We start from the raw sequence: 22929 nt of genomic DNA on the forward strand, positions 1-22929 counted from the left end.
TGGGTGAACAACCGCCAGATCAACTACACCAACGTGTGCGTGTTGCACTGCAAGTTCTGCGCGTTCTCTAAAATCAAGAAGGACAGCCCCACCGCCTACGACTGGGACTACGACACCATTCGGGGGAAAGCTGCCGAAGCAATTGCGGGCGGCGCCCGAGAACTGCACATTGTAGGAGGCCTTCATCCGGACCACCCGTTCGATTACTACATCGAAATGCTCGCCAAGTTGCGCGTGGAATTTCCGAAAGTGAACCTGAAGGCGTTTACCGCTGTGGAAATCTGCCACTTTGCCAAAATTTCGGGACAGACTCCGCTGCAAATTATGAGCACGCTGAAAGAAGCAGGGCTTGATGCGCTCCCCGGTGGAGGTGCCGAAATCTTGGTGCAGAGCGTGCGCGACCAGATTTGCCCAGGCAAGGAAACCGGCGAAGAGTGGCTCGATGTCCACCGCGCAGCCCATAAGATCGGAATTCCGACAAACGCGACGATGCTGTTCGGTCATATCGAAAAGATTGAAGACCGAATCGCCCACATGAAGATGTTGCGCGACTTGCAGGACGAAGCACCGGGCTTTTTCGCGTTCATTCCGCTGGTGTACCATCCGGAACACAATGCACTGCATAAGATCGTTCCGAACATTACTAGCGAAGAAGATATTCTGCGGACGGTCGCAGTCGCAAGGCTTTTCCTCGACAACTTCCCGCACATTAAGGCGTACTGGATTCAGATGGGAATCGAAACCGCAATGAAGGCGCTCCACGCCGGCGCGTCGGATTTGGACGGGACGATTATCGAAGAAAAAATTACGCACGCCGCCGGCGCCACGGTTCCCGTGGGCATGAGCCCCGAGCGCATGAAGTCCTTGATTCTGAACGAGGGCTTGGAACCAGTCGAGAGAGACGCACTATACGAACGATTCTCTTAACGAGAATCGTTCTGAGACAAGGAGAGGCTCCGCCCCTCCTAACACCTTCCTTTTCCAAATGCAAATTCGATTTTCTTAACGAGAAAGCGACTGCATTCGCTGCACCGCATCCTTGAAGGTCGCGGGGTCTTGCAGCAAACTGATTACCACCCAGCCATCTTCGTCGAAGTCGAAGAAGAAGCCTGGCTGCACCAGCACATGCTTTTCACGCAGCAAACGGAGCGTGAGTTCCTCGTCGTCTTCGCCGAGGCGGACCACTGCATACCAGCCGCCCAGAACCTCGGGGCAGTACTTGGACGGGAAGGCTTCGCGGAGCGTCTGCCAGTTTGCGAGGAGGCGTTCCTTGACGCGGGCTTCGTAAGCAGCGGCCGCGCGCAACAGCGCCGTGCCGAGCGCCTGTGCCGGGGCGGACACACTCAGGTAGGCATCTTCTACAAATTCAAGCGCCGCGCGGATTTCTTCAAAGCGTTCACGGGGCGCGTAGAACGCCATCCAGCCGAGTTTGATCTGCGGGGAACCTACGGCCTTGCTTAAGCCATTCAGCCAGAAAATCGGGCACTTGGGACCGTCTTCGGGAAGGTTGATGAAGTCGCCGCCACCAGCATCCCATAGATTATTTGATTTTTCCTCAATGGATTGCTTCCCCCCTTCGGGGGTCGCAATGACGTATTGCCAAGTACGCTTTACTTTATCCGTAAGTGCATAATCGCCGAAGACTTCGTCGACCACAAGAATCATGTCGTTATCTTCGCAGAAACGGACCGCCGCATTCCATTCTTCGCGGGAAACGCAATGCCCGGTCGGGTTATGCGGGCTCACCAGCAGCAGAATTTTCGCTTTCTCAGGAGCAGCCAACAGGCTGTCGGTATCGAGAACGAAACGGAAGATGGATTGCTTCGCACTTTGTGCTCGCAATGACGTTTTAATCTTAGCAAACTGCAGAAAATACGGTGCACATTCCAGGTGTTCCAACTGCGCAAGCGTATCGAGCAGCGGATACCCCGGCATGGGCGTCAGAATCACGTCGCCCGGGTCACAGAAAGTCTTGAACAGCACCGAGTAAGCTTCGCTGGTGCTCGCCGTAAGGATTATCTGGCCCGCGGTAAAGTTCCCGCCACGTTCGCGGTAGTACTCCACCACCGCCTCGCGTGCCGACTTCCAACCCGCCGCATCCGGATTCCAGCAACCGAAATCCTTGCGTGCATTCTCCACCGCAGCGTCCATTTCTACCGGAAGCCCCGCCTTCACAGGCGAAGAAACCGTCATGTCGATAAACGAAAGACCACCCTCGGCAGCATCCTTTTTCGCGCACACCTTCGCGCGTTCCAGTTCAGCAAAGAACGGCGATGGAGACAGATCTTTAGGCAAGCGGGAAGAAAGCAATTAATTCCTCACGCAGCGCACGGAGAAGGCGTAAATTTTGTTATAGGTTCCCACATTCGTGTAATCATCAGAATAGGAAATATTCATTCGATAACCCATATATTCACTATAATCCGAGGAACTCCAGTAGAAGGCTTCCTGCCCTAAATAGTTGTAATTCACTTTGTCATTATCAAACTCATTGATATATCGCCCACCAGCGGGAATCGCTGAGAAGCCAAATTCGTCAGCACCATTGCGTCCTCTCCAACCAGCCTGAGATTTGAGATATTGCCCTGCAGCCGTCTGCCCACCAAATTTTGATTCCAATTCTTTCCATTCACCACTGCTAGGCAAATGCCAACCTTCGGGACAAACATCCTGCGCAGCATCCCAATTATAAAGACGCCCCAAGACCTTGCAATATGCAGCATCATCCCTAAAGCACCAACTTCCATTCGCAAGGCTAGGGGTCTTCGCACTATCGGCATAATTCAGGTTTTGAACCATCCACACCATTTTCCCGATTTTTCTCGTCTTATAGACTTGGCCATCACGAGAATCAACAAGCGAGTCATATTCGATGCTTGGATTGAGGTAAACATCTCTCGATACAACGTCAAGCCATTCATCCGCACCTTCCAAACTGGGAGCACACGTATTAAAAGGATTCTCGTAAGAGCAACTAGATACGGTATCTTTTTTAGAATCCATCAAGCAGCGGACAGGAAGAACGAGACTTTTACCATCTTCGATTAAGGAATACCAGCTTTTATCTCCATAGACCCGAAGATGATACGCCCCCTTTTCACCAGTTTCCGTAGATGTCCAGGCATACATTACAGCCCCTTCATTATCAAAAGAACCACCAGTTCCGCCTTTATAACCAGAAGGCAACGCCGAGAAGCCATATTCATCCGCTTCGTTTCCAACAGACCAACCGGTATGAGCTCGAAGTTCAGGAGCAACATTGCTGTTGGCGTTGCCATACACACCTACATTATCAAACAACCGGCTCCAGTCTTGCTTAGAAGGAATATGCCAACCTGTAGGACATAGTCCCTGTACACCAGACAGGGCACAGTAATTTCCATAGGCACAGTCCTTTCTATCTACAGCACCCCACCATACATAGTAGCGGCCATACTTGGCACAATCAGCATCTGCCGTATTGCAAAAGCCGCCATCTGTTTCGAAGTTTAAGTTCTGAGCCATCCACACCTGATCATTAATCTGAATGGTTCTATAAACCTGATTATCCCTTTCATCGAGAACTTCGCCGTAGTCCCCCTTCTTAAGCAAATCCTGATTCAGGTATTCGGTCGTTATGCACTTATACTTGGAGCAATCGTACGTTCCCGAAGGTTTAACCTTTGCAACGTCATAAACCACATTAGCTTCGGAAGAGTTCGAGGACAATTCTGAGCCGGAATCCGAAACACCGCTAGACAAAGACGATTCACGCGCCTCGGACGATTCCACAGATGACGACGATTCAATCTCTGTTGATTCTGCCGATGACGATGGCGACAAATCTGATTCTAGCGAAGACGAAAGAACCAAATCAGAACCGGTTGACGATGATGACAAATCGTATGTATCAGACGACTTCTCTGATGACGACGATTCAATCTCTACTGATTCTACCGATGACGAAGAATCGTCACCACATGCAGACAATACCGCACAGCACACCAGAACGAGACTAACCAAATATTTCATTACGACCTCCTAACAAAATTCCACGAATCTTAAAAACTCACTTCTTCCGGCGAAGAAGTCCCGCCAGTGCCACCGCAATCAGGATGCCCGCGGGGAGCACGACCGCGATGGTCAACAGGATGAGTTTCTGGAAATCGGAGAGGCCCTTGATAGATTTCTTGAAGTCCTTGAGCTTCGCGAGAAGACCGGGCTTTTTACCTGTCGCTGTCCCTTCTGCGCCTTCGGCAAGTTCCTCGGAGCCCGCAAAGGCTTCCATCTTCGGGAGCATCGCGAACAACTTCGACGCCGATTCCTTGACGGGCCCGACAAAGTTACCCGCATAGGTGCGGACCTTGTCGTAGCGTTTCTTGAACGGGCGTTTCAGTTGTTCGAGCATTGTCATTCTCCTATGGATTGCTTCGCTTCGCTCGCAATGACGTTCTACACCTTTTTGTACAAGAGGTTCACGCCACCGAAGAGGGCGCGCATATTGGCCTTGAGCGTATCGCTACTGACGCCGCGGCCTTCGACCTCGACATCGCCCGCCTTCAGGAGCATGCGGCTAAGCCCGCGGCCCGCCCACAGCTTGTCCTTTTCAGGCACCACAAGCTGGCGGTACTTCACGAGTTCCACCGGCATGCCGATTTCGCGCATGAGCATGAGGGCGGCCTCGATCGGGCCTTCTGCCGTAATGGACCTCACCAGCGGTTCGCCGTCCTTCTTGAAGTGGAAAATGAAGCGGTTCTCGTCGGGGATAACCTCGATGTTGTTGAACACCAGGCGGCCGTTCACGTTCACGCGCTGCTCGCGGAACACGTCCAGCACGCGCTCGGCGCTAAGTTCGCCTTCCTTTTCGCTGCAGGCCTTCAACACCGGCTGCAGTTCGGCGGCTTCGGCGAGTGTCATCTTGTAGCCGAACTTCGTAATAATCTCGTACACGGCGGTGCGGCCGCTCTGGCTCGTGAAGCTCAGGGCGTCGTTCTGGTGGCGGCCGATGATGGAGTAGTCGATTGGGCGGTAGGCGCCCTTCTTCATGTCCTTCGTCTTGGAGGCGCCATCCTGGTGGATGCCGCTACGGTGCACAATCGCTTCGGCGCCAATCAGCGGGGCGCGGCTGTAGATGTTGATGCCGGACCACTGGGAAATCAAGATGGCCGTTTCGTAAATGCGTTCCATGTGCAGGCCCGTATTTACGCCAGAATTGTGCAGCGCGACCGCGACTTCATAGAAGTTCGTGTTGCCGCAGCGTTCGCCCAGGCCGTTCAGCGCGACTTCCAGCTGGGTCGCGCCCACGAAGAAGCTTTCAACGGTGGCGGCAGTCGCCATCCCCAGGTCATTGTGGCAGTGCACCGAAATCGTGATATTCTTCGGCAAAGCTTCGTACACCTGCTTAATCTGATTCACATACAGGAACGGACGATAACGTTCCACCGTATTCGGCAGGTTGATGGTCGTCGCACCGGCTTCGACCACGGCCTTCAGCACGTCAATCACGAAATCCATGTTCTCGAGGCAGTCACCGAAATGCTCGGCGCTGAACTCCACATCGCCCTTATCGCCAACGAGCGACTTTGCAAACTTCACGCAATGCACAGCCTTTTCCTTCACCTGTTCGGGGGTCATGTGCAGCACGTGCTCCATCGAGAGCGGGCTTGTGGCGAGGAAGGTATGAATACGCGGATGCGGAGCGTACTGCACCGCTTCCCAGCAGCGCTGGATATCGCTTTCCACGCAGCGGGCCAGGCCCGAAACCACGATGCGCTTTGCGACTTCGTCGCCTTCTTCAGCCATCTTGGCGGTCAGCTGGGCAAGTTCCTTGCACGATTCAAAGTCCATCTCGCTCGAAGCCGGGAAACCGACTTCGGCACCCTGCACGCCGAGCTTCAAGAGTTGCAGGTACACGTCCTTTTTCTGGGCATTGTTCCAGGGCTTCGGAAGAGCCTGGTTACCGTCACGCAGGGTGACATCGTAAAAGAAAGGTTGTCTTGCATTCATGTTGTCGTTCATCTTTTATCTCCTTGCCTCTCCAATAAAGCGGCAAGCTCATTTTCGTTCAAAAATAGAAATTTGACTCAAAAACGAAAGCCCGCGTCCTTATTGGAGCGGGCCTTATGGTTTAAATCCTTGGGTTAAAACTCTAATATCGTCTTGATCCTAAGCTCTAAAACTGGCACGCGCTCCTGCGCATCCTTAGTAGTAGAAGTCGAAGGTTCAAAATCTTTTTCATGCATTTAAATTTAATAATGTTTTTTTCTTTTGGCAATATTTTTATTTTTTCCGCAATGATTCTCCTTGTCGCCGAAAAGCCTTCCGTTGCAAACCAACATTACCGTCCCATGCTGGAGCGGCTCGAAGGAGAGAAATTCACCCAAGGTGACGGCTGCCTAATCGGCAAGAACCACTGCATCACTTGGTGCGTGGGCCACCTAATTACGCTCGCGCCACTCGACGCCTATCCCGGATTCGAAGGTGGTTGGCGCCTTTCAAACCTGCCACTTTTGCCCGAAAAATTCAAGCTTATGGAAATCGAGAGCACAAGGAAGCAGCTGAATGTGGTGCGACAGATGATGGAGCAGGCCGATGTGCTCGTAAACGGAGCCGATGCCGGACGCGAAGGAAACTTAATTTTTGACCTAGTGCTTGACTACACACCCAGTTTCAAGCAAAAAATCATCAAGCGGCTTTGGGTAAACAGCTATGTGGCCAAGGATCTCGATAAAGCCTGGAAAAATCTGGAAGACGCAACACAAAGGCTGAACCTGAGCTATGCCGCAAGGCTGCGACAACGCGCCGACTGGATGGTCGGACTAAACGCAACGCGCGCCTACACGCTTACCGCCGGGCGAGGCAAAATGATATCGGTGGGGCGCGTGCAGACACCGACCCTCAATCTAATCGTAGAACGCGACCGTATCGTAGAACAATTCAAGGAGCTCTATTATTACAGCGTCGTCGGCACCTGGAAAGGCTACGCATCCCAGCTACTATCAGAAGACAAGGTTGCCGTATTCGAAAAAGAAGCTCAAGCGAAAGCCATAGTCGAACGAAGCAATCCACCGACCGAGGCTACGATTAGCAAGATCGACACACAACAAAAGAAGCAGTTTCCACAAAAGCCCTTCGACTTAACGGAATTACAGAAAGAAGGCAACAAGCGTTTCAAGTTTAGCGCCCAGCTAGTGCTCGACTGCGCTCAAAACCTTTACGAAAAGAAACTGCTCACCTATCCGCGAACCGATTCTCAGTATCTACCCGACACCATGAAGCAGGAAGCGTACATACTCGCACGACGACTCGCAACGCCCGTGCAGCAGAAGCTTTTCCGCGAAAAGGAAGACAATTTTGTCTTTATCAACTCAAGCAAGGTGACCGACCACTTCGCCATCATCCCTACAGGCGAGACTCCCCACGACCTTCCCGAGATGGAGCAGAAAATTTACGATCTCGTAAAGGAACGCTTTGTGCAAGCATGGCTCACCCCCTACATCTGGAGCGAAATGGAAGTGGTCCTCGAGGCACGCGACAACGGACGAGAGAGCGCAGACCTGTTCCGACTCAAGCTCAAGAGAAACGAGAATATGGGTTTCCGCGCACTGATCAAGGAAACCAAGTCAAAGGGCAAGAAGAAGGGAGACACCACCACCGACAACAAGGACGATGGCAGCAAGGGAGACAACGACGATATTACAAACCTGGTCGAGACCTTCCCCGAATGGAGCATTGGCGATAGAGCCTCCTTTGACAGCGTAGAGTTGCAAAAGAAAAAGAAAAGCAAGCCCAAGTACTACACCGAAGCAACGCTCCTTGCCGCAATGAAGACGGCCGGAAAGCAAATCGAGAACGAAGAACTCGCCGAAGCAATGAAAGACCGTGGACTCGGAACCCCGGCAACCCAGGCGGGCATTATCGAAACCCTCAAGAAACGCGGATTTATAGAAGCGCAGAAAAACTATCTCGTAAGCACTCCCCGTGGCCGTGAAGTCATAGAGCTCATGGATGAAAAGGTGAAGTCCCCCGAAATGACCGGAGAATGGGAATACAGGCTATCGCAGGTCGAAAAAGGGACTCTCACGCCAGTTCAATTCCGCGACGGCATCGTAGAATATGTCAAGCAGCTCTTTGATGAGCTCCGCGCCAAATACGGTTGCCAATTTGAACGAGAAAATGTGACCGAGGCCCTTCCCTGCCCCAAATGCGGACAACCGATGGAAATCGCCCCCTGGGGATACTCCTGCAAGAATGAAAACTGCGCCTTCAGGATAGGACACACCATCGCCGGCAAGATGCTCAGCCATGCCGAAATGAAGGCGCTCCTCGAAGGAGGATCCATCGGCCCCATAAGCGGATTCAAAAGCAAGAAAGGAACCGAGTTTTCCGCAAAACTTTCACTCGATAAGGAATTCAACATTAATTTTGAATTCGAAAGCGACGGCAAATTTCACGGACAGAAGACCGATTACAAGTGTCCTCTCTGCGGTTCGATCCTTGAAGAAAACAAGAACGCCCTTTTCTGTACATCCAGCTCTGAAGACTGTGATTGCAAATTCACTCTCTTCAAAACCATCGCGGGACATACGCTGACCGTAAAGGAAATTGAAGAACTCTTCACGAATGGTCGCACTCCGCTGATCCAGGACTTCAAGAGCAAGAAAGGAACCGAGTTCACAGCATGCCTCAAATGGGGTGACGGCGACAACAAGGGACATGCCGTTTTTGAATTCCTGCAACGGGACCTTCCCTGCCCCTTATGCGGAGATCATCTGCGTTTCCGCAGCGGCTCATCAAATCCGAACACCGATGAAACGACGCACGCAGCCTACGTATGCATGAATCCTCAATGCGGCTATGGGATTCCGCAAGTTTTCTACCAGCGAAAATTTTCCGACACCGAAGTCGAAAGCCTTTTACGGAATAAGTTCACACCCGTCCTAGAGCCCTTCAAGAAAAACGACACTACCTTCCGTGCCGCCCTCGAAATGAAAGAAAACGGCAGAATTGCATTCAACAAGCTCACCGTCGAAGTCATTCAAAAAGACTAACGAACCTATCCCTTGTACCCCTTGGGATTGTTCTTCTGCCAGTTCCAGGCATCGCGGCACATCTCGTCAATCCCGAATTGGGCTTTCCAGCCGAGTTCACGATAGGCCTTTTCCGGATTGCAGTAGCAGGTAGCGATATCACCCGCACGACGCGGCTTGATACTATAAGGAACCTTTACCCCGTTCACCCGTTCAAACGCTTTGACAACATCCAAGACGGAATAGCCATGACCCGTACCCAGATTATATATGGCTAGTCCACACTTGCGTTCAATAGCCTGCAGGGCACTCACGTGCCCCGAAGCAAGGTCGCATACATGGATATAGTCTCGAACACCCGTACCATCAGGAGTATCGTAGTCGTCACCAAAAACACCGAGTTCCTTGCGGATACCTACCGCCGTCTGCGAGATATAGGGCATCAAGTTATTAGGAATCCCATTCGGATCTTCGCCAATGAGTCCACTCGGATGAGCCCCGATGGGATTAAAGTAACGCAACAGGACCACATTCCATTCCGGATCGGACTTCTGCAGATCAATCAAAACCTGTTCCAACATCGACTTGGTCTGGCCATAAGGATTCGTAATTTCGCCCTTGGGACACTTTTCGGTAATGGGAATCTCAGCAGGATTTCCGTACACCGTGGCCGACGACGAGAAGATAATGTTCTTGACGCCATGTTTCCGCATCACATTCAAGAGAACGAATGTCGCATTCATGTTATTCTCGTAATATTCCAAGGGCATCGCGACCGACTCGCCGACCGCCTTGAGTCCCGCAAAATGAATGCAGGCGTCAAAGCGATTTTGGGAGAATAACGAGTCCATCGCAGAAGCATCGCGAACATCCGCCTTGACGAAGGGAATTTCGCGACCGACAATCCTGGAAACCCGACGCAGGGATTCTTCGCAAGAATTAACCAGGTTATCTACGGCCACAACAGAGTGACCAGCCTTGTATAGTTCAATAATCGTGTGGCTAGCGATGTAACCCGCTCCGCCCATAACGGCAATATTCATAAAATGGTCCTATAATTGACCCTAAAATAGAAAAAAACATTAAAAGAAAGCGCTAAACCTCCAGCCGTTCACCGATAACGATGCTAAGATACGCCACAGCTGAAGCTGCAGCGGCAAGAGCACTCTCCGAACCAATGAACATGCCGGCAAAAATAGCCGGAGTCAACAACAGAAGCACTGCAAATACGAAATTATTGTGAGCAACGCTAAAACGATTCATAATTTACCTCTCTTTTTATGCAAACAAATATACCTTAAAAACAGTGACAATAATTGTCATTTTGCAATCAAATAAAAAAGCGGGACTCGCCCGCCGTACTTTTAAATAAACCTTCTTTTTAGCCAAATATCTTATTATACAATTCCGGGGCAAACTTCTGGAAATACCCCTGAATCAAGATAATCGCAATCACAACGGGAATCACCCACTTGACATAGAAGCGAACTATCTTGTAGGTCGGAATCTTGAAGCCCTTGCCCGTATTGACTTCGGCATAGAACTTTTCTTCGCCCCAGCCACGCTTGTAGCAACAGAACACAATGAACAGGAGCGATCCCAACGGAAGGAGCGTATTAGAGACCAGGAAATCTTCCAAATCCAGCACGCAGCTGCCTTCGCCAAACGGCTGGAAGCCCGAAAGCAGATTGAAACCGAGTGCACACGGGAGCGACAGCAGCACAATCAGCACCGCATTCACCCACACGACTTGCTTTCGGTCAAAGCGACGGGCATCACGCCAGAAGGTGGTAATGTTCTCGAACACGGCCACCACGGTCGAAAGCGCCGCAAAAGAAAGGAACAGGAAAAAAGCTGCTCCGCAAAGTCTACCCGCAGGCATCTGCGAGAACACGTTCGGAAGCGTCACAAAAATCAAGCCCGGTCCAGCATTCGGTTCAAGTCCAAAGGCAAAGCAGCTCGGGATGATGATAAGCCCCGCAAGCAAGGCAACGCCAGTATCCAACGCGCAAATGTTTGCAGCCTCTTTTGCAATCGAGTGATTTTTCTTGATATAGCTACCAAAAATGGTCATGGCACCAATGCCAAGGCTCAGCGTAAAGAAGCTTTGTCCCAACGCAGCAAAGAGAGATTCCCCGATGCCATTTTTCACAAGGTTATTGAAGTTGGGCAACAGATAAAAGCGCAGGCCTTCGTCGGCACCGGGAAGCGTCACGGCGCGAATCGCAAGCAAAATCATAATGACGAATAACGACGACATCATCCACTTGGTGATGCGCTCGACGCCCTTCTGAAGGCCCAGCGAAACAATGCCAAAACCAATAACGGTCGTCGCAATCATCCAACCCACCTGCGTCGCGGGGCTGGCCAAAGTCTCCCCAAACATGGCGCCCACCTGCGCAGGCGTCACATTCTGGAAATCTCCCACCACCATGCGGTAGAAATAGTAAAGCATCCAGCCGCAGACCGTGGTATAGAACATCATGAGCAGATAGTTACCTGCAATCATTGGCCACTTGGCCAAATGCCATTTGGTTTTCTTTGGTTCTAGGCGTTCAAAGGCTCGGCCGACGCTTCGCTGCGTGGCTCGGCCCACCGCAAATTCAGCCATCAGAATCGGAAGCCCGAACACGAGCAAGAAGAACAGGTAGATGACCACAAAGGCGGCACCACCGTACTGACCGGTAATAAAAGGAAAACGCCACACGTTACCCAGGCCAATGGCACAGCCCGCCGATATGAGGATAAAACCTAAACGGGACGCAAAAGATTCACGATTGCTATTCATGGCTAAAAATATAGATAGGCAACAGCCTTCAGGTAGTGGGATTCGGCAAAAAATTCTATCTTTGGCGACGAAAAAGGAATAAAATGAGCGAGAACTACAAGTACGGTTTTGTAACAGATATCGAGAACGAGGCCTTCGAGAAAGGTCTGAACGAAGATGTTATCCGCAGAGCGTCGAAGCTCCGCGGCGAACCGCAGTTCATGCTGGATTTTCGCCTGAAGGCCTACGAGAAGCTCAAGACCATGGAGCAGCCCAACTGGGGCGAGTTGCATTTTGCACCGGTGGACCTGCAGGACATCGTCTACTACTCCGCCCCGAAGACCAAGAAAAGCCACGAAAAGATTGAAGACGTGGACCCTGAGCTTTTGGCCACCTTCGAAAAGCTGGGCATTCCGCTGGACGAACAGAAGCGTCTGGCCAACGTGGCCGTAGACGCGGTCTTTGACTCGGTGAGCATATACACCAGCCACAAGCGCAAGCTCATGGAAATGGGCATTTTGTTCTGCAGCATTAGCGACGCCATCAAGGAATACCCCGAACTCATCGAGGAATACCTGGGCTCCGTGGTGCCCGCAGGCGACAACTACTTTGCAGCACTCAACAGCGCCGTCTTTGGTGACGGAAGCTTCGTCTACATTCCGCCTGGAGTCAAGTGCCCCATGGACCTTTCCACCTACTTCCGCATCAACAACAAGGAAGCAGGCCAGTTCGAACGCACCTTGATTATCGCCGACGAAGGCGCCAGCGTAAGCTACCTCGAAGGCTGCACCGCGCCGGAATTCAGCAGCAAACAACTGCACAGTGCGATTGTAGAACTTGTGGCGAAGGACAACGCAAGCATCAAGTATTCCACCGTGCAGAACTGGTACGCGGGCGACCGCGAGACGGGAGCCGGCGGCGTGTACAACTTTGTCACGAAGCGCGGCAAGTGCGCCGGCAAGAACAGCCGCATCAGCTGGACGCAGGTCGAAACAGGTTCCGCCATCACGTGGAAGTACCCGAGCTGCGTGCTTCTGGGCGACAACTCCGTCGGAGAATTCTACAGCGTGGCCCTCACCAACGGGCACATGCAGGCCGATACCGGCACCAAGATGATTCACATCGGCAAGAACACCAAGAGCACCATCATTTCGAAGGGTATCAGCGCGGACTATTCCAGCAACGCCTACCGCGGCGAAGTGAGCATCCGCAAGTCCGCTACAGGCGCCCGCAACTACACCCAGTGCGACAGCATGCTCGTAGGTGACAAGAGTGCCGCACACACGTTCCCCTATATCACTGTCGCAAACGCAAGCTCCACCACCGAACACGAGGCGACGACCAGCCGCATCAGCGAAGACCAGCTTTTCTACTTCGAAAGCCGCGGCATCAAGCGCGAAGACGCCATTCAGGCGATGGTGGGCGGATTCTGCAAAGATGTATTTAAAGAGCTCCCGGGCGAATTCGCCACGGAAGCCCGTCAGTTACTGACACTCAAGCTCGAACATTCTGTAGGTTAGCGGCAATCTATCGAGCCACGACCTGCTTGCGGATTTTTTCCGTAAGTTCGCGGCCACCGAGCTGCGCAATGCATTCAAACGCAAATTCTTCGGCAGTGCCTGCGCCACGGCTCGTGACAACGTGACCATCTACGACCACGCGGTCTTCGACGAACTTTTTACAGACAAGTTCACTTTCGCAGCCCGGGAAACAAGTCGCAGTCTTATCGGCAAGGATTCCCGCCTTGCTGAGCACCAGCGGAGCCGCGCAAATCGCAAAAATCCACTTGCCTTTGTCGTTGAATTCGTGAATAACTTTTTCCACTTCGGCAGAGGCCTTCAGATTCTTGACGCCAATGCCGCCACCGGGCAAAAGAATGCCGTCAAAAGCGGCTGTATCGGCACCCGAAAGAGCAAAGTCGGTCGCAATCGCAAGGCCATGGCCCCCCACCACTTCGGTGTTACCCGAAACAGATGCCAAAGCGACATCAATACCGGCACGCTGCAAATAGTCAAACGGGGTCACAAACTCAGTTTCTTCGAAACCATCAGCCATCAAGAAAAGTATTTGCATATTAAACCTCTTTTTTTACGAAATCTAATTAAAAATCAATAGATCCTTCGACTCCGAACCTATGGTTCTCCGCTCAGGATGACATAACACCAACTTTCTCTCGTCTTTCGTCTTTCGTCTCTCGTCTAATATTCTATCTTTGGGCCATGAATTTCAAGGACCGCATTATCCGCGCTACGGGCAAGAAGACGCCCTTCCGCCTGATTGTCGTCGACTTGACCGCGACGATGAACGAAATCGGCAAAAAGCATAACGCACAGGGTTTCGCCCTCAAGCTCCTCGCCGAAAACTCCATCGCAAGCATTTTCTTGAGCGCCTCGCTCAAGTTCCCGGGCACCGTGAGCTTTACTACCCGTTTTTCGGGCGAAATCACGCTGGTGCAGTCGGACTCCACGCCGCAGGGCCTGGTGCGCGCCATGATTCCGCAGCCGGAACTCCAGGCGGTTGGCGGTAACGAACCCGCCCTGATTCCGCAGAGCGTCCGCGTCGTCAAGCTGAACGAACAGGGTAAGCGCGTCCACGAAAGCATTATCGAGGCTCCCGCCGTATCGATGGGCCAGAACCTCGCCACCTACCTTTTGCAGTCCGAACAGATCCGCTCGGCCGTGGGCATCGAAGCCGCCTTCAACAAAGAAGACCCGAGCAAGCTCGACTACGCCGCCGGTTTCTACATCGAAGCCTTCCCCGACCTCGAAGACAAGGACATTAACCTGATCGAAGTCATCATCCAGAACTTGCCGAAGTTCTGCGACATGAACACGCCCGAAGGCTTTGACCTCGACGAACTGTTGGACCAGCTGCGCGGCCCCTACGAAATAGACATCGTCAAAGAAATCGACCCCAAGGCTTACTGTCCCTGCAGCCGCGAACGCACCGTGGCAACGCTCGCCACGCTCCCGCTCAAGGACTTGCAGGACCTCGAAAAAGAAGGCAAGGACCTCGAAGTGATTTGCGACTTCTGCCGCACCCCGTACCAGATTACGCTTGCGGATTTGCGCTCCATCATCAACGAACGAAAGAAATAGCCCTATGTTTACCAAGCAATGTGTCGTTACCCTGGACCTTGAAGGTGTCCTCGCCCCTGAAATCTGGATCGCCGTCGCCGAAAAGACCGGCATTAAGGACTTGCGACTCACCACCCGTGACATTCCCGACTACGACGTGCTCATGAAGGGCCGCATCAAGATTCTCGAACGCGAAAACATCAAGCTTTCGGACATCCAGAACGTGATTGCAAACCTCGGACTTCTCGACGGTGCCCGCGACTTTATGGACAAACTCCGCGACGAAGCCCAGGTGATTATTCTTTCAGACACGTTCCAGGAATTCGCCTACCCCATCATGAAGAATCTCGGATTCCCGACTATCTTCTGCCACAACCTGGAAGTCGAAAACGACATGATCAAGGGTTACCACCTGCGACTCACCGACCAGAAGACGAAGGTCGTAAAGCACCTGCAGGATCTGAACTTCAAGGTGTTCGCTTCGGGAGACTCCTTCAACGACACGGGCATGCTCAAGCAGGCCGACAAGGGCTGCTTCTTCTGCGCCCCGGACTCTATCGTTGCCCAGTTCCCGCAGCTGGATTCCACCAAGACCTACGCCGAACTCCTGGAAAAGTTCCACCAGTTCCAGGCAACGCTGTAATTAGTATAAAGAAAAAGGGGGAAGCATCCCCCTCGCTTTAGCCACTGCTCAGCCTGCTCCGCTCGCGGACAAATTACGGCCTTCGGCCTTTACTGTCCGCTTAGCGGCCAGGCTTTCGCGGTGTCTACCGCTACCCCCACTGCGGGGACACCCCGCAACGCCCCAAAAATCAACTTACTGTTGCGGAATCCATTTAAACTCAATTTCACTAATATTGTTTTCATCAGATTCATAATCAAATAGATAAGACAACGAATAAGACTGATTTTCGTATACCACAGAACAAGCCACATTTTCTCTTACTCCTGCAGGACCTGTAACGGAGCAAGTCCATCCATCGGCTTCTAAATTCATTCGCAACGAACGAGATGATGTTTCAAACACATCAAACGATTTTGCATAGACATAACCATTCTCATTGATTTCTTTACAAACATCATGCCCTTCAAACAAACTTGCAGGTAAAAGAACAGGACAACTCGTTGTTACATAATAAGACATCATATCTTTCTTTGAAGAAAAATTTCCAACAAAAATTCCCATATTGTAGGAAAACAACAAAGTATCATTAAATGCCACAGAAGTATTAGGGTCTAATTTTTTCCTTACATAGCGATAGGATTCCTGAACAAGCTCTTCTTTTTGAAACCCCGCCGCAATCAGCAATGTATCAAACTTCTGCAATTCATCCAAAGCAATCTGTTGACTCACTTCGCATCCATCGCCAAAGGTCGGCTGCCAAGCGAGAGAAGAAGCAGGAAGTTTCTGGATAGCCAAATCACATTTCGAAGCATTTGAAGCTTGCGAATTATCAAAAGGATCATTCGGATTCTGTGGCAAATTTGCACAAGATGCATCTGCACAAGGCTGCGTCGCTCCCCCGCCGGAACTGGATGATTCGGAGCAAGCGGTCATGGCAACCACCGCCGCGCAAAAACCAAAGGCAATCAGGCCTTTAGAGAAGGAAGGAAGGACTTTTTCATAAAATTCTCCTATCGATCATGAGTCCGTATGCCAATATAACTAAAAGGCGAGCTTATCGGCAAATTATTTCTTTGCGCAAGGGAAAAACATATCGAAATCCCGTTGAATTCGTTCCCCCGTGGACCTATAGAAATTATCCCCAAGGTAGTAGTCGCAGACGGTTTCCCTCATTCGAGTGAATTCCTTGAGGCTGTGCTTGCCTCGCTGAGCCTCAATCGTAAGGTCAATTAGCTCCAGAGCCCTAAAAACAGCCCTTTCAACCTGGTTCTGGTTTCCTTTTGCCTTCCAACGGTTCGCACGCGAGATTTCACTGCCAATATTCAGCATCTGCATCGACAACGGCATTTCGGCCCATCGCCCCGCCGCAAGTTCCTTGTGTTGAGCGTTCTCTACTTGCATAAGGAATTGATTATATCCTTAATTTTTTCCTGAATGATAGGATCTTCGACGCCGCGGCTACGATTCCCCTGATTAGGACGAATATTGATTAATGAATCAAATTCAAGGAAGTCATCCCCATCCATTTCTGGATAAAGGTTGAAGCCCCAAAGATTCTCTTGTTTGGACCCTTCCTGTAAAAGAAGAGTTTCCAAGTCGGCATGCATTTCTGCATCCAAAGCAATTTTTCCTTCGGCAACATCGACGACACCCTTGACCATATCGCCAAAGTAATGCGTCTGCAATTCCAACAGAATTTTCTTGTCAAACGGTTCAGAATAGATTACCATACAACACAATTATAACAATATAGTGTTTCAGCAACACCCATTTTGCACGCTTTTTTCAGCGAATCAATGCATTTTTTGATTTTTTTCTTTTTACAAAAGGCACCGAGGTTCCATTTTTTCCCACCTTTGACAAAAGTATCGTTTTTTTTACATTACGCCATAAAAAAGGCTATTTATGCGCTATTTTCTTTTCCTACTGTTCCTTGTCCCAACAGTCCACGCCATCACCTGCACAGAAGGACTGCTGATGTATTATAAAGATTGGTATGGGCTTTATTTAGGAGGAACAGACGCTTTCCTTGATAGCATTCTTTTCACTTACGACGGAGAATTTTTTCGTTCCGAGAAAATTCTAAGAGAAAAAGATTACGTAAGATCAGTAGTTAAATCGAATGAAGACGGAATAACCCAGACCGATACGACGATTCAGTTTTATCTAGTAGACGATTTAACTACTCTCTCCGACCGCAGCATTGCCTCTAAAAAAATTTTAGGCGACACGGTATTTATCGAAGCACTCATAAGTGAAACTCTAACCAAGGAATCCTCTATAGTAGGATCAAGAACAACTAGGGATTCTTCAAAAATTTATAAAGACCGTGTTGTTCTTAATTATTCAGAATTCTCACAAAAAGAGGGTGAAGATAACTTTTACCTAGGTCACACTGAAGTATCATTAAAAAACGATACCTTGTTCATACTGCATCTTGGATCAGAAGACGGCGCACCGATGGATACTGCCAGTTTTGAAATCTATGTTGCCGACCCAAATGACAGCCATATTTGCCACGAATTCTACCGAGTTCATGATTGCGAAGATGGTTGCACAGATAACAACGGGAATCCAATAAAAGATGGAGACATTGTACAGTCATACGACCACACCATTACAGAAAATTCAAACGGCTTCATGATAGAAGAAATCCGACACAACGGAACGAACCAATACTTCATGATTTATTCCGATGGGACAACAACATCCATAGCAAAGCGGCCGCACGCAAAGATGAACAGACTCCGCCGCACCCTCTACTTTGACACCAAGGGACGGAAGCACCAGAAAATCGTTCCCTACAGGGTATTTTTCTAAGCCGTAATCGTCCGTACCGTCTTCGTAGCGCTCCTTGTCGCTCCAGGTATTCGTAGCCTTGAGAATCTTCCCTGCCGTGGCAGAGTCTCCGACAAATTCAATCAAAGTATTCCATTCCGTCTGGCTTGGCAAGCGCCAGCCGACGGACGGGGCACACTTTTTGCATCTTGTACCTATAAATCACTCGTCAACAGCACTTTTATATGTACAATTCGAACAAGTTATCACATAAATTTTTTCGATTCCAACAATACCTATAAAACTAACATCACCCCCCATTTTTATAGGTACAAGCCTCCAAAATACCCCTTTAAAAAACAGGTCTAACATACATCGCCCATTCCACTTTATATATTTACACACAATACAAACGAAGGAGAACTTATGAAGCTCTATACAACAGACTTTATCACCGGCAAGGAAATCGAAACGCTCCAAATGGTACGCGGAAGCGTGGTCTTCAGCAAGAACGTGGTGCGCGACGTGTTCGCCGGACTCAAGACACTTGTGGGTGGAGAAATCGCCGGTTACACCGAGATGCTAAACGACGCCCGCAACATCGCCATTGAACGTATGGAAAACCAGGCCGGAATCATCGGTGCAGACGCTATCGTGAACGTGCGCTTCGCCACCGCCTCGGTAATGGCTGGTTCCGCCGAAATTATCGCCTACGGAACGGCAGTAAAGTTCAAGTAATCTTCAAGCGACCTCTAGACAATGCCTGAAAACCTCGAAAAACGCCTCAAGCGACAGATTCACGGGAAGCACCACCGCTTCACCGTCATTGTACCGCTTGGCTTTGAGGCCACCCTGGTCAAGGAACTCCGGCAAATCGGAATCATCGTCGAAAACGACTCCTTCGATACCACCGATGGAAAGGTCTCCTTCACTGCAAAGATTACCGAGGCCTGGAAAACCGTAGCCCTCAGCCGCATCGCCAACCGAGTGCTCATGGACATTGCCTCCTTCAAGGCCGAAAACTTCCGCGAGCTAGAAAAGAAAGTCGCCGAAATTCCCTGGGAACTTTACCTTCCTTGTCATCCTGAGCGAAGCAACACTAGTTGCGAAGTCGAAGGATCTGTAAGCATACATGTCACCTGCAAGCACTCCCGGCTCTACCACAGCGACGCCATCGCCGAACGGTTTTACAAAATATTTAACGGGGGAAGTACTGAAACCGTAATGCAGCACCTCTATATCAACCTTATTGACGACCGCTGTACCGTTAGCCTGGATCTAGCGGGCGAAGAGCTCTACAAGCGCGGTCATGAGCGTTTCGTCGCAGAAGCTCCCCTCAAGGAAACCATCGCCGCAGCGATGCTCTTTGAGGCAGGCTACTTTACCTCCTCGCGAGCCGTTCTTCTTGATCCTATGGCAGGTAGCGGAACCTTCAGCCTAGAGGCCGCCTACATGACAAGCGGGCTCATTCCAGGAAAATGCCGCGACTTTGCACTTAAGCATCAGCCCGCCTTCAAGGATGCGACCTGGAATTTCATTCTAAAAAACGCGAAACCGGCAAGTAAGGAACTAAACAACAGCAAAGTCCAAATTTTGACCAGCGACATTTCGGATCGCGCAATCAACATCATCAGGCACAATATCGAAAGTACTCCCCTTGCAAAAACAGCTCCAGACCTTATCAAGCTGCAGAAACGGGACTTCTTCAGCTATACCCCCGAAGAAATTGCCCGTATACGCCAGGACAGATTTCCCATTCTGGTTCTCAACCCGCCCTACGGCAAGCGCCTGGATGCCGACGCTCCGAAGCTATATGCCGAAATTGGCCGAAAATTGAAGGATTTCACCGGCTGGACTGTCGCAATTCTTGCCCCCAAAGGACCCTGTACCGAGAACCTGCTACACCATTGTCCCGCATTAAACGGTGTTTCCACAAGAAAGATTGAAACTAGTCATGGCGGTTTTTCGCTAAACTGTATCATTACAAATCTGTAAATAAATACAAAAAAAAGGCCCCCCCCTTATTCGCTTGCTCAAAATCTTTTTTTTGCTTATATTTAATGATACAGAGTTCAAATGGGTAAAGGAGTCCAAATGTTTTATAAGCATTGGAAAAAAATTGCACTTTCGCTAACGTCCTTTTTCTGGACAAGTTGCGACACGGATAGCGCCTCCGCAAATTCAGAAGTAGAGGTTCCAGCCAGTAGCGCAGAAGCTGCTTCATCCTCTTCAGCGCCTGCAAAACAGGTCCCCGGTTCAAGCGACGCCTCTGCTCTTGTGAGTTCTAGCAGCAACGAGACCAAATCCAGCAGCAGCGAAGAGCCAAAGTCAAGCAGTGGCAACGACTTTAACATCGTGCCACTATACGGTGTTAACGACAAATTCATCACCTGCATTGACGACTCCACTCAAAAGGTCTGCTGCACTGTAACCACCCAGGAAAACTGGCAACCCGAATATGAATGCTCCAACGACATCTGCCCTGACTATGGTGTGGTGCTGATATCCGAAAAGACTTATGACTGCGACGACGGCAACACATACAACGAAGCCGAGTTTATCGCCCGTTACAAGACCGATGATTCCAAGAAGGACTCCTCCGAAGTCGTTCTTCCCCAGGACACCACATTCACGGCACCCGTAGCCCTATACGGTCCGCCCTGCATGTTCAACAATTCCTGCGACGAGGAGAGCTAACATGTTCTACAATCACTGGAAAAAGATCTTTCTTTCCCTGACAGGATTCTTCTGGGCCGGTTGCGGCGACTCTTCATCAGAAGCCGTATGCCTTTATGGCCCCGATCCCAATTACAGCAATGATTCCGAGTCCATTTACAGTTCTGCCGATATGGCCTCGGAGAGCTCCGCTGAACAGGCCCAAGCTCCCTCGAGCGCAACGGAACCGAATCAATCCAGTTCCAGCGAGGGCGGCGTTGAAAGTTCTGCGGAGTCTGCCCCCGAAAGTTCTAGCGCAGCACCCATTGGTCCCTATAAACTTTCTTGGAACACTGCGATAAACTGTAAGATGGATTATTTCACTACAGGTAAGTGCCTAGGCTATATAGGATCGGGCTCCGGTTCAACAAGTACAAGTACTCTGCGTGACATGCTCGTAAACAATAGGACTAGAACTCTCGAAGAACTCGATAGCCTGGAAGAAGAACTAGAAAATTTGTCTGATTGCGCTCCAGTCTATGGCGTACCAACCTGCTATGGATACGAAATCTTGACACATTATGTCTGCGATAACGACAGTTCCTATCTGGCCGGAGAGTACCTGAGCAAGGATTCTCTCATCTACCCCTTTGATGAATACATGGAGAAATTCCCATTAAGCAGCAATTCTGCCGAATCGAGTTCCAGCCTTGCCGAAGAATCTAGCAGCAGCGAGAAGCTGCCTTCACCCCTTTGTCAGAAAACCGATTTCAATTACAGCAACATCGACAATATACTTTACGAAATAAGGTCCAACAAGCTAGACAGCGTACGCAATGCGACATCCGATCTGTCTGAAGAACAGAAAGAATGTCTAACCTCTATTTATGTCCCTGGTTCTTATGGATGCAACGAGAAGCCTATTGCCAGAAAACAAGTCTGCGACGGTGACACCATCGTGAATCCGCGCTACCAGGCAAAGCTTGATTCCACCAACGCCAATCTGGATAGACAAATCAAGGCGTGCTTGAAAGAAGAAGACTCGCCAGAGTCCTCCGAGAATGACAACTAAAATTTCTGTTCATCATGAAAATCAGCCTTAAGAAAAAACTTGCACTCGAAGCATACCGCCTTTACCGCCACAACGAAATCAAGGCTCACCCGCTTACCTACTTTTTCTGGGAATGCACCCTGCGCTGCAACCTGCACTGTCTGCACTGCGGTAGCGACTGCGTCAAGGACGCCATTCCCGACATGCCCCGCGAAGACTTCATGAAGGTCCTCGACGATCTCGCCCCGCATATCGATCCGAAACATTTCATCGTGGTGATTACTGGCGGCGAACCCTTGATGCGCCAGGACCTCGAAGAATGCGGCAAGGAAATCAAGAAGCGCGGTTACCCCTGGGGAATGGTCAGCAACGGCCTTGCGATGACTCCTGAACGCTACACCAAGCTGCTGAACGCAGGTCTACGCTCGCTCACCATTAGCCTTGACGGTCTGCAGGAGAGTCACAACCATTTCCGTGGCGATCCGCATAGTTTTGAGCGAGCGTTGCGGGCCATTGACATGGCCGCTCACACCAAAGGTCTCACCTTTGACGTGATGACCTGCGTGAACCGCCAGAATCTCAAGGAACTCCCGAAAATTCTTGACATGCTTTTAAAGATTGGCGTCAAGCGTTGGCGCATTGCGACCGTATTCCCGAAGGGCCGCGCGAAGGACAATCCGCTGTTCCAGCTCACGAACCAGGAATTCCGCCAGGTGTTCGACTTCATCCGCGAAGTCAAGAAACTGAACGTCATCAACGTGAACTACGGCTGCGAAGGTTTCCTCGGGAGCTACGAGAAGGACGCCCGCAACTACCCGTTCTTCTGCCGAGCCGGCGTGAACGTCTCTTCCGTGCTTTGCGACGGAAGCATTTCGGCATGCCCGAGCCTCCGCGGTGACTACATACAAGGTAACATTTACAAGGACGATCTCTGGGATGTGTGGCAGAACCGCTACAAGGTGATGCGC

Annotated in this window: 22 protein-coding genes and 1 pseudogene; 11 read left to right on the forward strand and 12 right to left on the reverse strand. The window is 50.6% G+C overall.

Annotated elements, in window-relative coordinates; genetic code table 11:
* Positions 1-927: CofH family radical SAM protein (locus Q0628_RS13995; RefSeq protein WP_298772009.1), on the forward strand; the 927-nt coding region annotated here is incomplete at its 5' end.
* Positions 928-1002: 75 nt separating this feature from the next.
* Here the strand turns inward: Q0628_RS13995 and Q0628_RS14000 are convergent.
* From Q0628_RS14000 to leuA2, 4 genes are read right to left on the reverse strand one after another with little or no spacing between them, the layout of a single operon-like run.
* Positions 1003-2295, reverse strand: coding sequence for a pyridoxal phosphate-dependent aminotransferase (locus Q0628_RS14000; protein ID WP_298772011.1), 1293 nt, complete (start codon positions 2293-2295; stop codon positions 1003-1005).
* A 15-nt stretch (positions 2296-2310) separates the two neighbouring features.
* Positions 2311-4011 carry an FISUMP domain-containing protein gene (locus Q0628_RS14005; protein ID WP_298772013.1) on the reverse strand — a complete coding sequence of 567 codons (1701 nt, stop codon included), beginning with the start codon at positions 4009-4011 and terminating at the stop codon, positions 2311-2313.
* A gap of 37 nt (positions 4012-4048) precedes the next feature.
* Positions 4049-4387 carry a hypothetical protein gene (locus Q0628_RS14010; protein ID WP_298772015.1) on the reverse strand — a complete coding sequence of 113 codons (339 nt, stop codon included), beginning with the start codon at positions 4385-4387 and terminating at the stop codon, positions 4049-4051.
* 44 nt (positions 4388-4431) lie between these two features.
* Complete coding sequence (gene leuA2 / locus Q0628_RS14015; protein ID WP_298772017.1) at positions 4432-5997, reverse strand: 2-isopropylmalate synthase LeuA2; 1566 nt, start codon at positions 5995-5997, stop codon at positions 4432-4434.
* A 275-nt stretch (positions 5998-6272) separates the two neighbouring features.
* Between leuA2 and Q0628_RS14020 the strand changes: the two genes are divergently transcribed.
* Entirely contained in the window at positions 6273-9029 is a 2757-nt protein-coding gene (locus Q0628_RS14020; protein WP_298772019.1) for a DNA topoisomerase, read from the forward strand.
* Positions 9030-9034: 5 nt separating this feature from the next.
* Here Q0628_RS14020 and galE read toward each other — a convergent pair whose 3' ends face one another.
* From galE to Q0628_RS14035, 3 genes are all read right to left on the reverse strand, one after another.
* Positions 9035-10051, reverse strand: a complete 1017-nt coding sequence (gene galE, locus Q0628_RS14025; RefSeq protein WP_298772021.1) for a UDP-glucose 4-epimerase GalE — start codon at positions 10049-10051, stop codon at positions 9035-9037.
* Between the two features lie 52 nt (positions 10052-10103).
* Positions 10104-10271: a hypothetical protein gene (locus Q0628_RS14030; RefSeq protein WP_298772023.1), complete on the reverse strand. Its 168-nt coding sequence runs from the start codon at positions 10269-10271 to the stop codon at positions 10104-10106.
* Positions 10272-10389: 118 nt separating this feature from the next.
* Positions 10390-11796 (reverse strand): sodium-dependent transporter, encoded by a 1407-nt coding sequence (locus Q0628_RS14035; protein ID WP_298772025.1) that lies wholly within the window; start codon positions 11794-11796, stop codon positions 10390-10392.
* A gap of 83 nt (positions 11797-11879) precedes the next feature.
* Here Q0628_RS14035 and sufB point away from each other — a divergent pair, with 83 nt between their 5' ends.
* The gene (gene sufB / locus Q0628_RS14040) at positions 11880-13295 is read left to right on the forward strand and encodes a Fe-S cluster assembly protein SufB (RefSeq protein WP_298772027.1); all 1416 of its coding nucleotides are present in this window, start codon (positions 11880-11882) and stop codon (positions 13293-13295) included.
* Positions 13296-13302: 7 nt separating this feature from the next.
* Here sufB and Q0628_RS14045 read toward each other — a convergent pair whose 3' ends face one another.
* Complete coding sequence (locus Q0628_RS14045) at positions 13303-13848, reverse strand: DJ-1 family glyoxalase III (RefSeq protein ID WP_298772029.1); 546 nt, start codon at positions 13846-13848, stop codon at positions 13303-13305.
* 146 nt (positions 13849-13994) lie between these two features.
* Between Q0628_RS14045 and Q0628_RS14050 the strand changes: the two genes are divergently transcribed.
* A complete protein-coding gene (locus Q0628_RS14050) occupies positions 13995-14873 on the forward strand; it encodes an Hsp33 family molecular chaperone HslO (RefSeq protein ID WP_298772031.1) in 879 nt (292 codons plus the stop codon).
* A 4-nt stretch (positions 14874-14877) separates the two neighbouring features.
* Positions 14878-15495 carry a bifunctional phosphoserine phosphatase/homoserine phosphotransferase ThrH gene (gene thrH / locus Q0628_RS14055; RefSeq protein ID WP_298772033.1) on the forward strand — a complete coding sequence of 206 codons (618 nt, stop codon included), beginning with the start codon at positions 14878-14880 and terminating at the stop codon, positions 15493-15495.
* Positions 15496-15669: 174 nt separating this feature from the next.
* On the opposite strand, the gene Q0628_RS14060 is transcribed toward thrH, so the two are convergent.
* The 3 genes from Q0628_RS14060 to Q0628_RS14070 form a co-directional block, all read right to left on the reverse strand.
* Positions 15670-16419, reverse strand: coding sequence for a hypothetical protein (locus tag Q0628_RS14060; RefSeq protein ID WP_298772035.1), 750 nt, complete (start codon positions 16417-16419; stop codon positions 15670-15672).
* Positions 16420-16542: 123 nt separating this feature from the next.
* Positions 16543-16878, reverse strand: a complete 336-nt coding sequence (locus Q0628_RS14065; protein WP_298772037.1) for a hypothetical protein — start codon at positions 16876-16878, stop codon at positions 16543-16545.
* Positions 16869-17207, reverse strand: a complete 339-nt coding sequence (locus Q0628_RS14070; RefSeq protein ID WP_298772039.1) for a DUF5674 family protein — start codon at positions 17205-17207, stop codon at positions 16869-16871. Before Q0628_RS14070 ends, Q0628_RS14065 begins: the two co-directional genes overlap by 10 nt.
* A 175-nt stretch (positions 17208-17382) precedes the next feature.
* Between Q0628_RS14070 and Q0628_RS14075 the strand changes: the two genes are divergently transcribed.
* On the forward strand, positions 17383-18297 hold the full coding sequence (locus Q0628_RS14075; RefSeq protein WP_298772041.1) for a hypothetical protein: 915 nt from the start codon (positions 17383-17385) through the stop codon (positions 18295-18297).
* A 39-nt stretch (positions 18298-18336) separates the two neighbouring features.
* On the opposite strand, the pseudogene Q0628_RS15810 reads toward Q0628_RS14075, so the two are convergent.
* Positions 18337-18429: pseudogene (locus Q0628_RS15810) on the reverse strand (hypothetical protein); the annotation flags it as partial.
* 252 nt (positions 18430-18681) lie between these two features.
* On the opposite strand from Q0628_RS15810, the gene Q0628_RS14080 reads away from it, so the two are divergent.
* The 5 genes from Q0628_RS14080 to Q0628_RS14100 form a co-directional block, all read left to right on the forward strand.
* Positions 18682-18993, forward strand: a complete 312-nt coding sequence (locus Q0628_RS14080) for a YbjQ family protein (RefSeq protein ID WP_298772043.1) — start codon at positions 18682-18684, stop codon at positions 18991-18993.
* Positions 18994-19014: 21 nt separating this feature from the next.
* The gene (locus tag Q0628_RS14085) at positions 19015-20250 is read left to right on the forward strand and encodes an RNA methyltransferase (protein ID WP_298772045.1); all 1236 of its coding nucleotides are present in this window, start codon (positions 19015-19017) and stop codon (positions 20248-20250) included.
* A gap of 99 nt (positions 20251-20349) precedes the next feature.
* Positions 20350-20952 (forward strand): hypothetical protein, encoded by a 603-nt coding sequence (locus Q0628_RS14090; protein ID WP_298772046.1) that lies wholly within the window; start codon positions 20350-20352, stop codon positions 20950-20952.
* A gap of 1 nt (position 20953) precedes the next feature.
* Positions 20954-21982 (forward strand): hypothetical protein, encoded by a 1029-nt coding sequence (locus tag Q0628_RS14095; RefSeq protein WP_298772048.1) that lies wholly within the window; start codon positions 20954-20956, stop codon positions 21980-21982.
* Positions 21983-21996: 14 nt separating this feature from the next.
* The coding region (locus tag Q0628_RS14100) for a TIGR04133 family radical SAM/SPASM protein (RefSeq protein WP_298772049.1) at positions 21997-22929 on the forward strand (933 nt) is incomplete at its 3' end.

Origin of the sequence: uncultured Fibrobacter sp. (assembly GCF_937877005.1) — a bacterium.
Taxonomy (GTDB): Bacteria; Fibrobacterota; Fibrobacteria; order Fibrobacterales; family Fibrobacteraceae; genus Fibrobacter.

Bases quoted from the DNA above. Each gene is read 5' to 3' on its own strand.
- Q0628_RS14005 (WP_298772013.1), bottom strand. From the start codon at position 4,011: ATGAAATATTTGGTTAGTCTCGTTCTGGTGTGCTGTGCGGTATTGTCT.
- Q0628_RS14010 (WP_298772015.1), bottom strand. From the start codon at position 4,387: ATGCTCGAACAACTGAAACGCCCGTTCAAGAAACGCTACGACAAGGTC.
- leuA2 (WP_298772017.1), bottom strand. From the start codon at position 5,997: ATGAACGACAACATGAATGCAAGACAACCTTTCTTTTACGATGTCACC.
- Q0628_RS14020 (WP_298772019.1), top strand. From the start codon at position 6,273: ATGATTCTCCTTGTCGCCGAAAAGCCTTCCGTTGCAAACCAACATTAC.
- galE (WP_298772021.1), bottom strand. From the start codon at position 10,051: ATGAATATTGCCGTTATGGGCGGAGCGGGTTACATCGCTAGCCACACG.
- Q0628_RS14030 (WP_298772023.1), bottom strand. From the start codon at position 10,271: ATGAATCGTTTTAGCGTTGCTCACAATAATTTCGTATTTGCAGTGCTT.
- Q0628_RS14035 (WP_298772025.1), bottom strand. From the start codon at position 11,796: ATGAATAGCAATCGTGAATCTTTTGCGTCCCGTTTAGGTTTTATCCTC.
- sufB (WP_298772027.1), top strand. From the start codon at position 11,880: ATGAGCGAGAACTACAAGTACGGTTTTGTAACAGATATCGAGAACGAG.
- Q0628_RS14045 (WP_298772029.1), bottom strand. From the start codon at position 13,848: ATGCAAATACTTTTCTTGATGGCTGATGGTTTCGAAGAAACTGAGTTT.
- Q0628_RS14050 (WP_298772031.1), top strand. From the start codon at position 13,995: ATGAATTTCAAGGACCGCATTATCCGCGCTACGGGCAAGAAGACGCCC.
- thrH (WP_298772033.1), top strand. From the start codon at position 14,878: ATGTTTACCAAGCAATGTGTCGTTACCCTGGACCTTGAAGGTGTCCTC.
- Q0628_RS14065 (WP_298772037.1), bottom strand. From the start codon at position 16,878: ATGCAAGTAGAGAACGCTCAACACAAGGAACTTGCGGCGGGGCGATGG.
- Q0628_RS14070 (WP_298772039.1), bottom strand. From the start codon at position 17,207: ATGGTAATCTATTCTGAACCGTTTGACAAGAAAATTCTGTTGGAATTG.
- Q0628_RS14075 (WP_298772041.1), top strand. From the start codon at position 17,383: ATGCGCTATTTTCTTTTCCTACTGTTCCTTGTCCCAACAGTCCACGCC.
- Q0628_RS14080 (WP_298772043.1), top strand. From the start codon at position 18,682: ATGAAGCTCTATACAACAGACTTTATCACCGGCAAGGAAATCGAAACG.
- Q0628_RS14085 (WP_298772045.1), top strand. From the start codon at position 19,015: ATGCCTGAAAACCTCGAAAAACGCCTCAAGCGACAGATTCACGGGAAG.
- Q0628_RS14090 (WP_298772046.1), top strand. From the start codon at position 20,350: ATGTTTTATAAGCATTGGAAAAAAATTGCACTTTCGCTAACGTCCTTT.
- Q0628_RS14095 (WP_298772048.1), top strand. From the start codon at position 20,954: ATGTTCTACAATCACTGGAAAAAGATCTTTCTTTCCCTGACAGGATTC.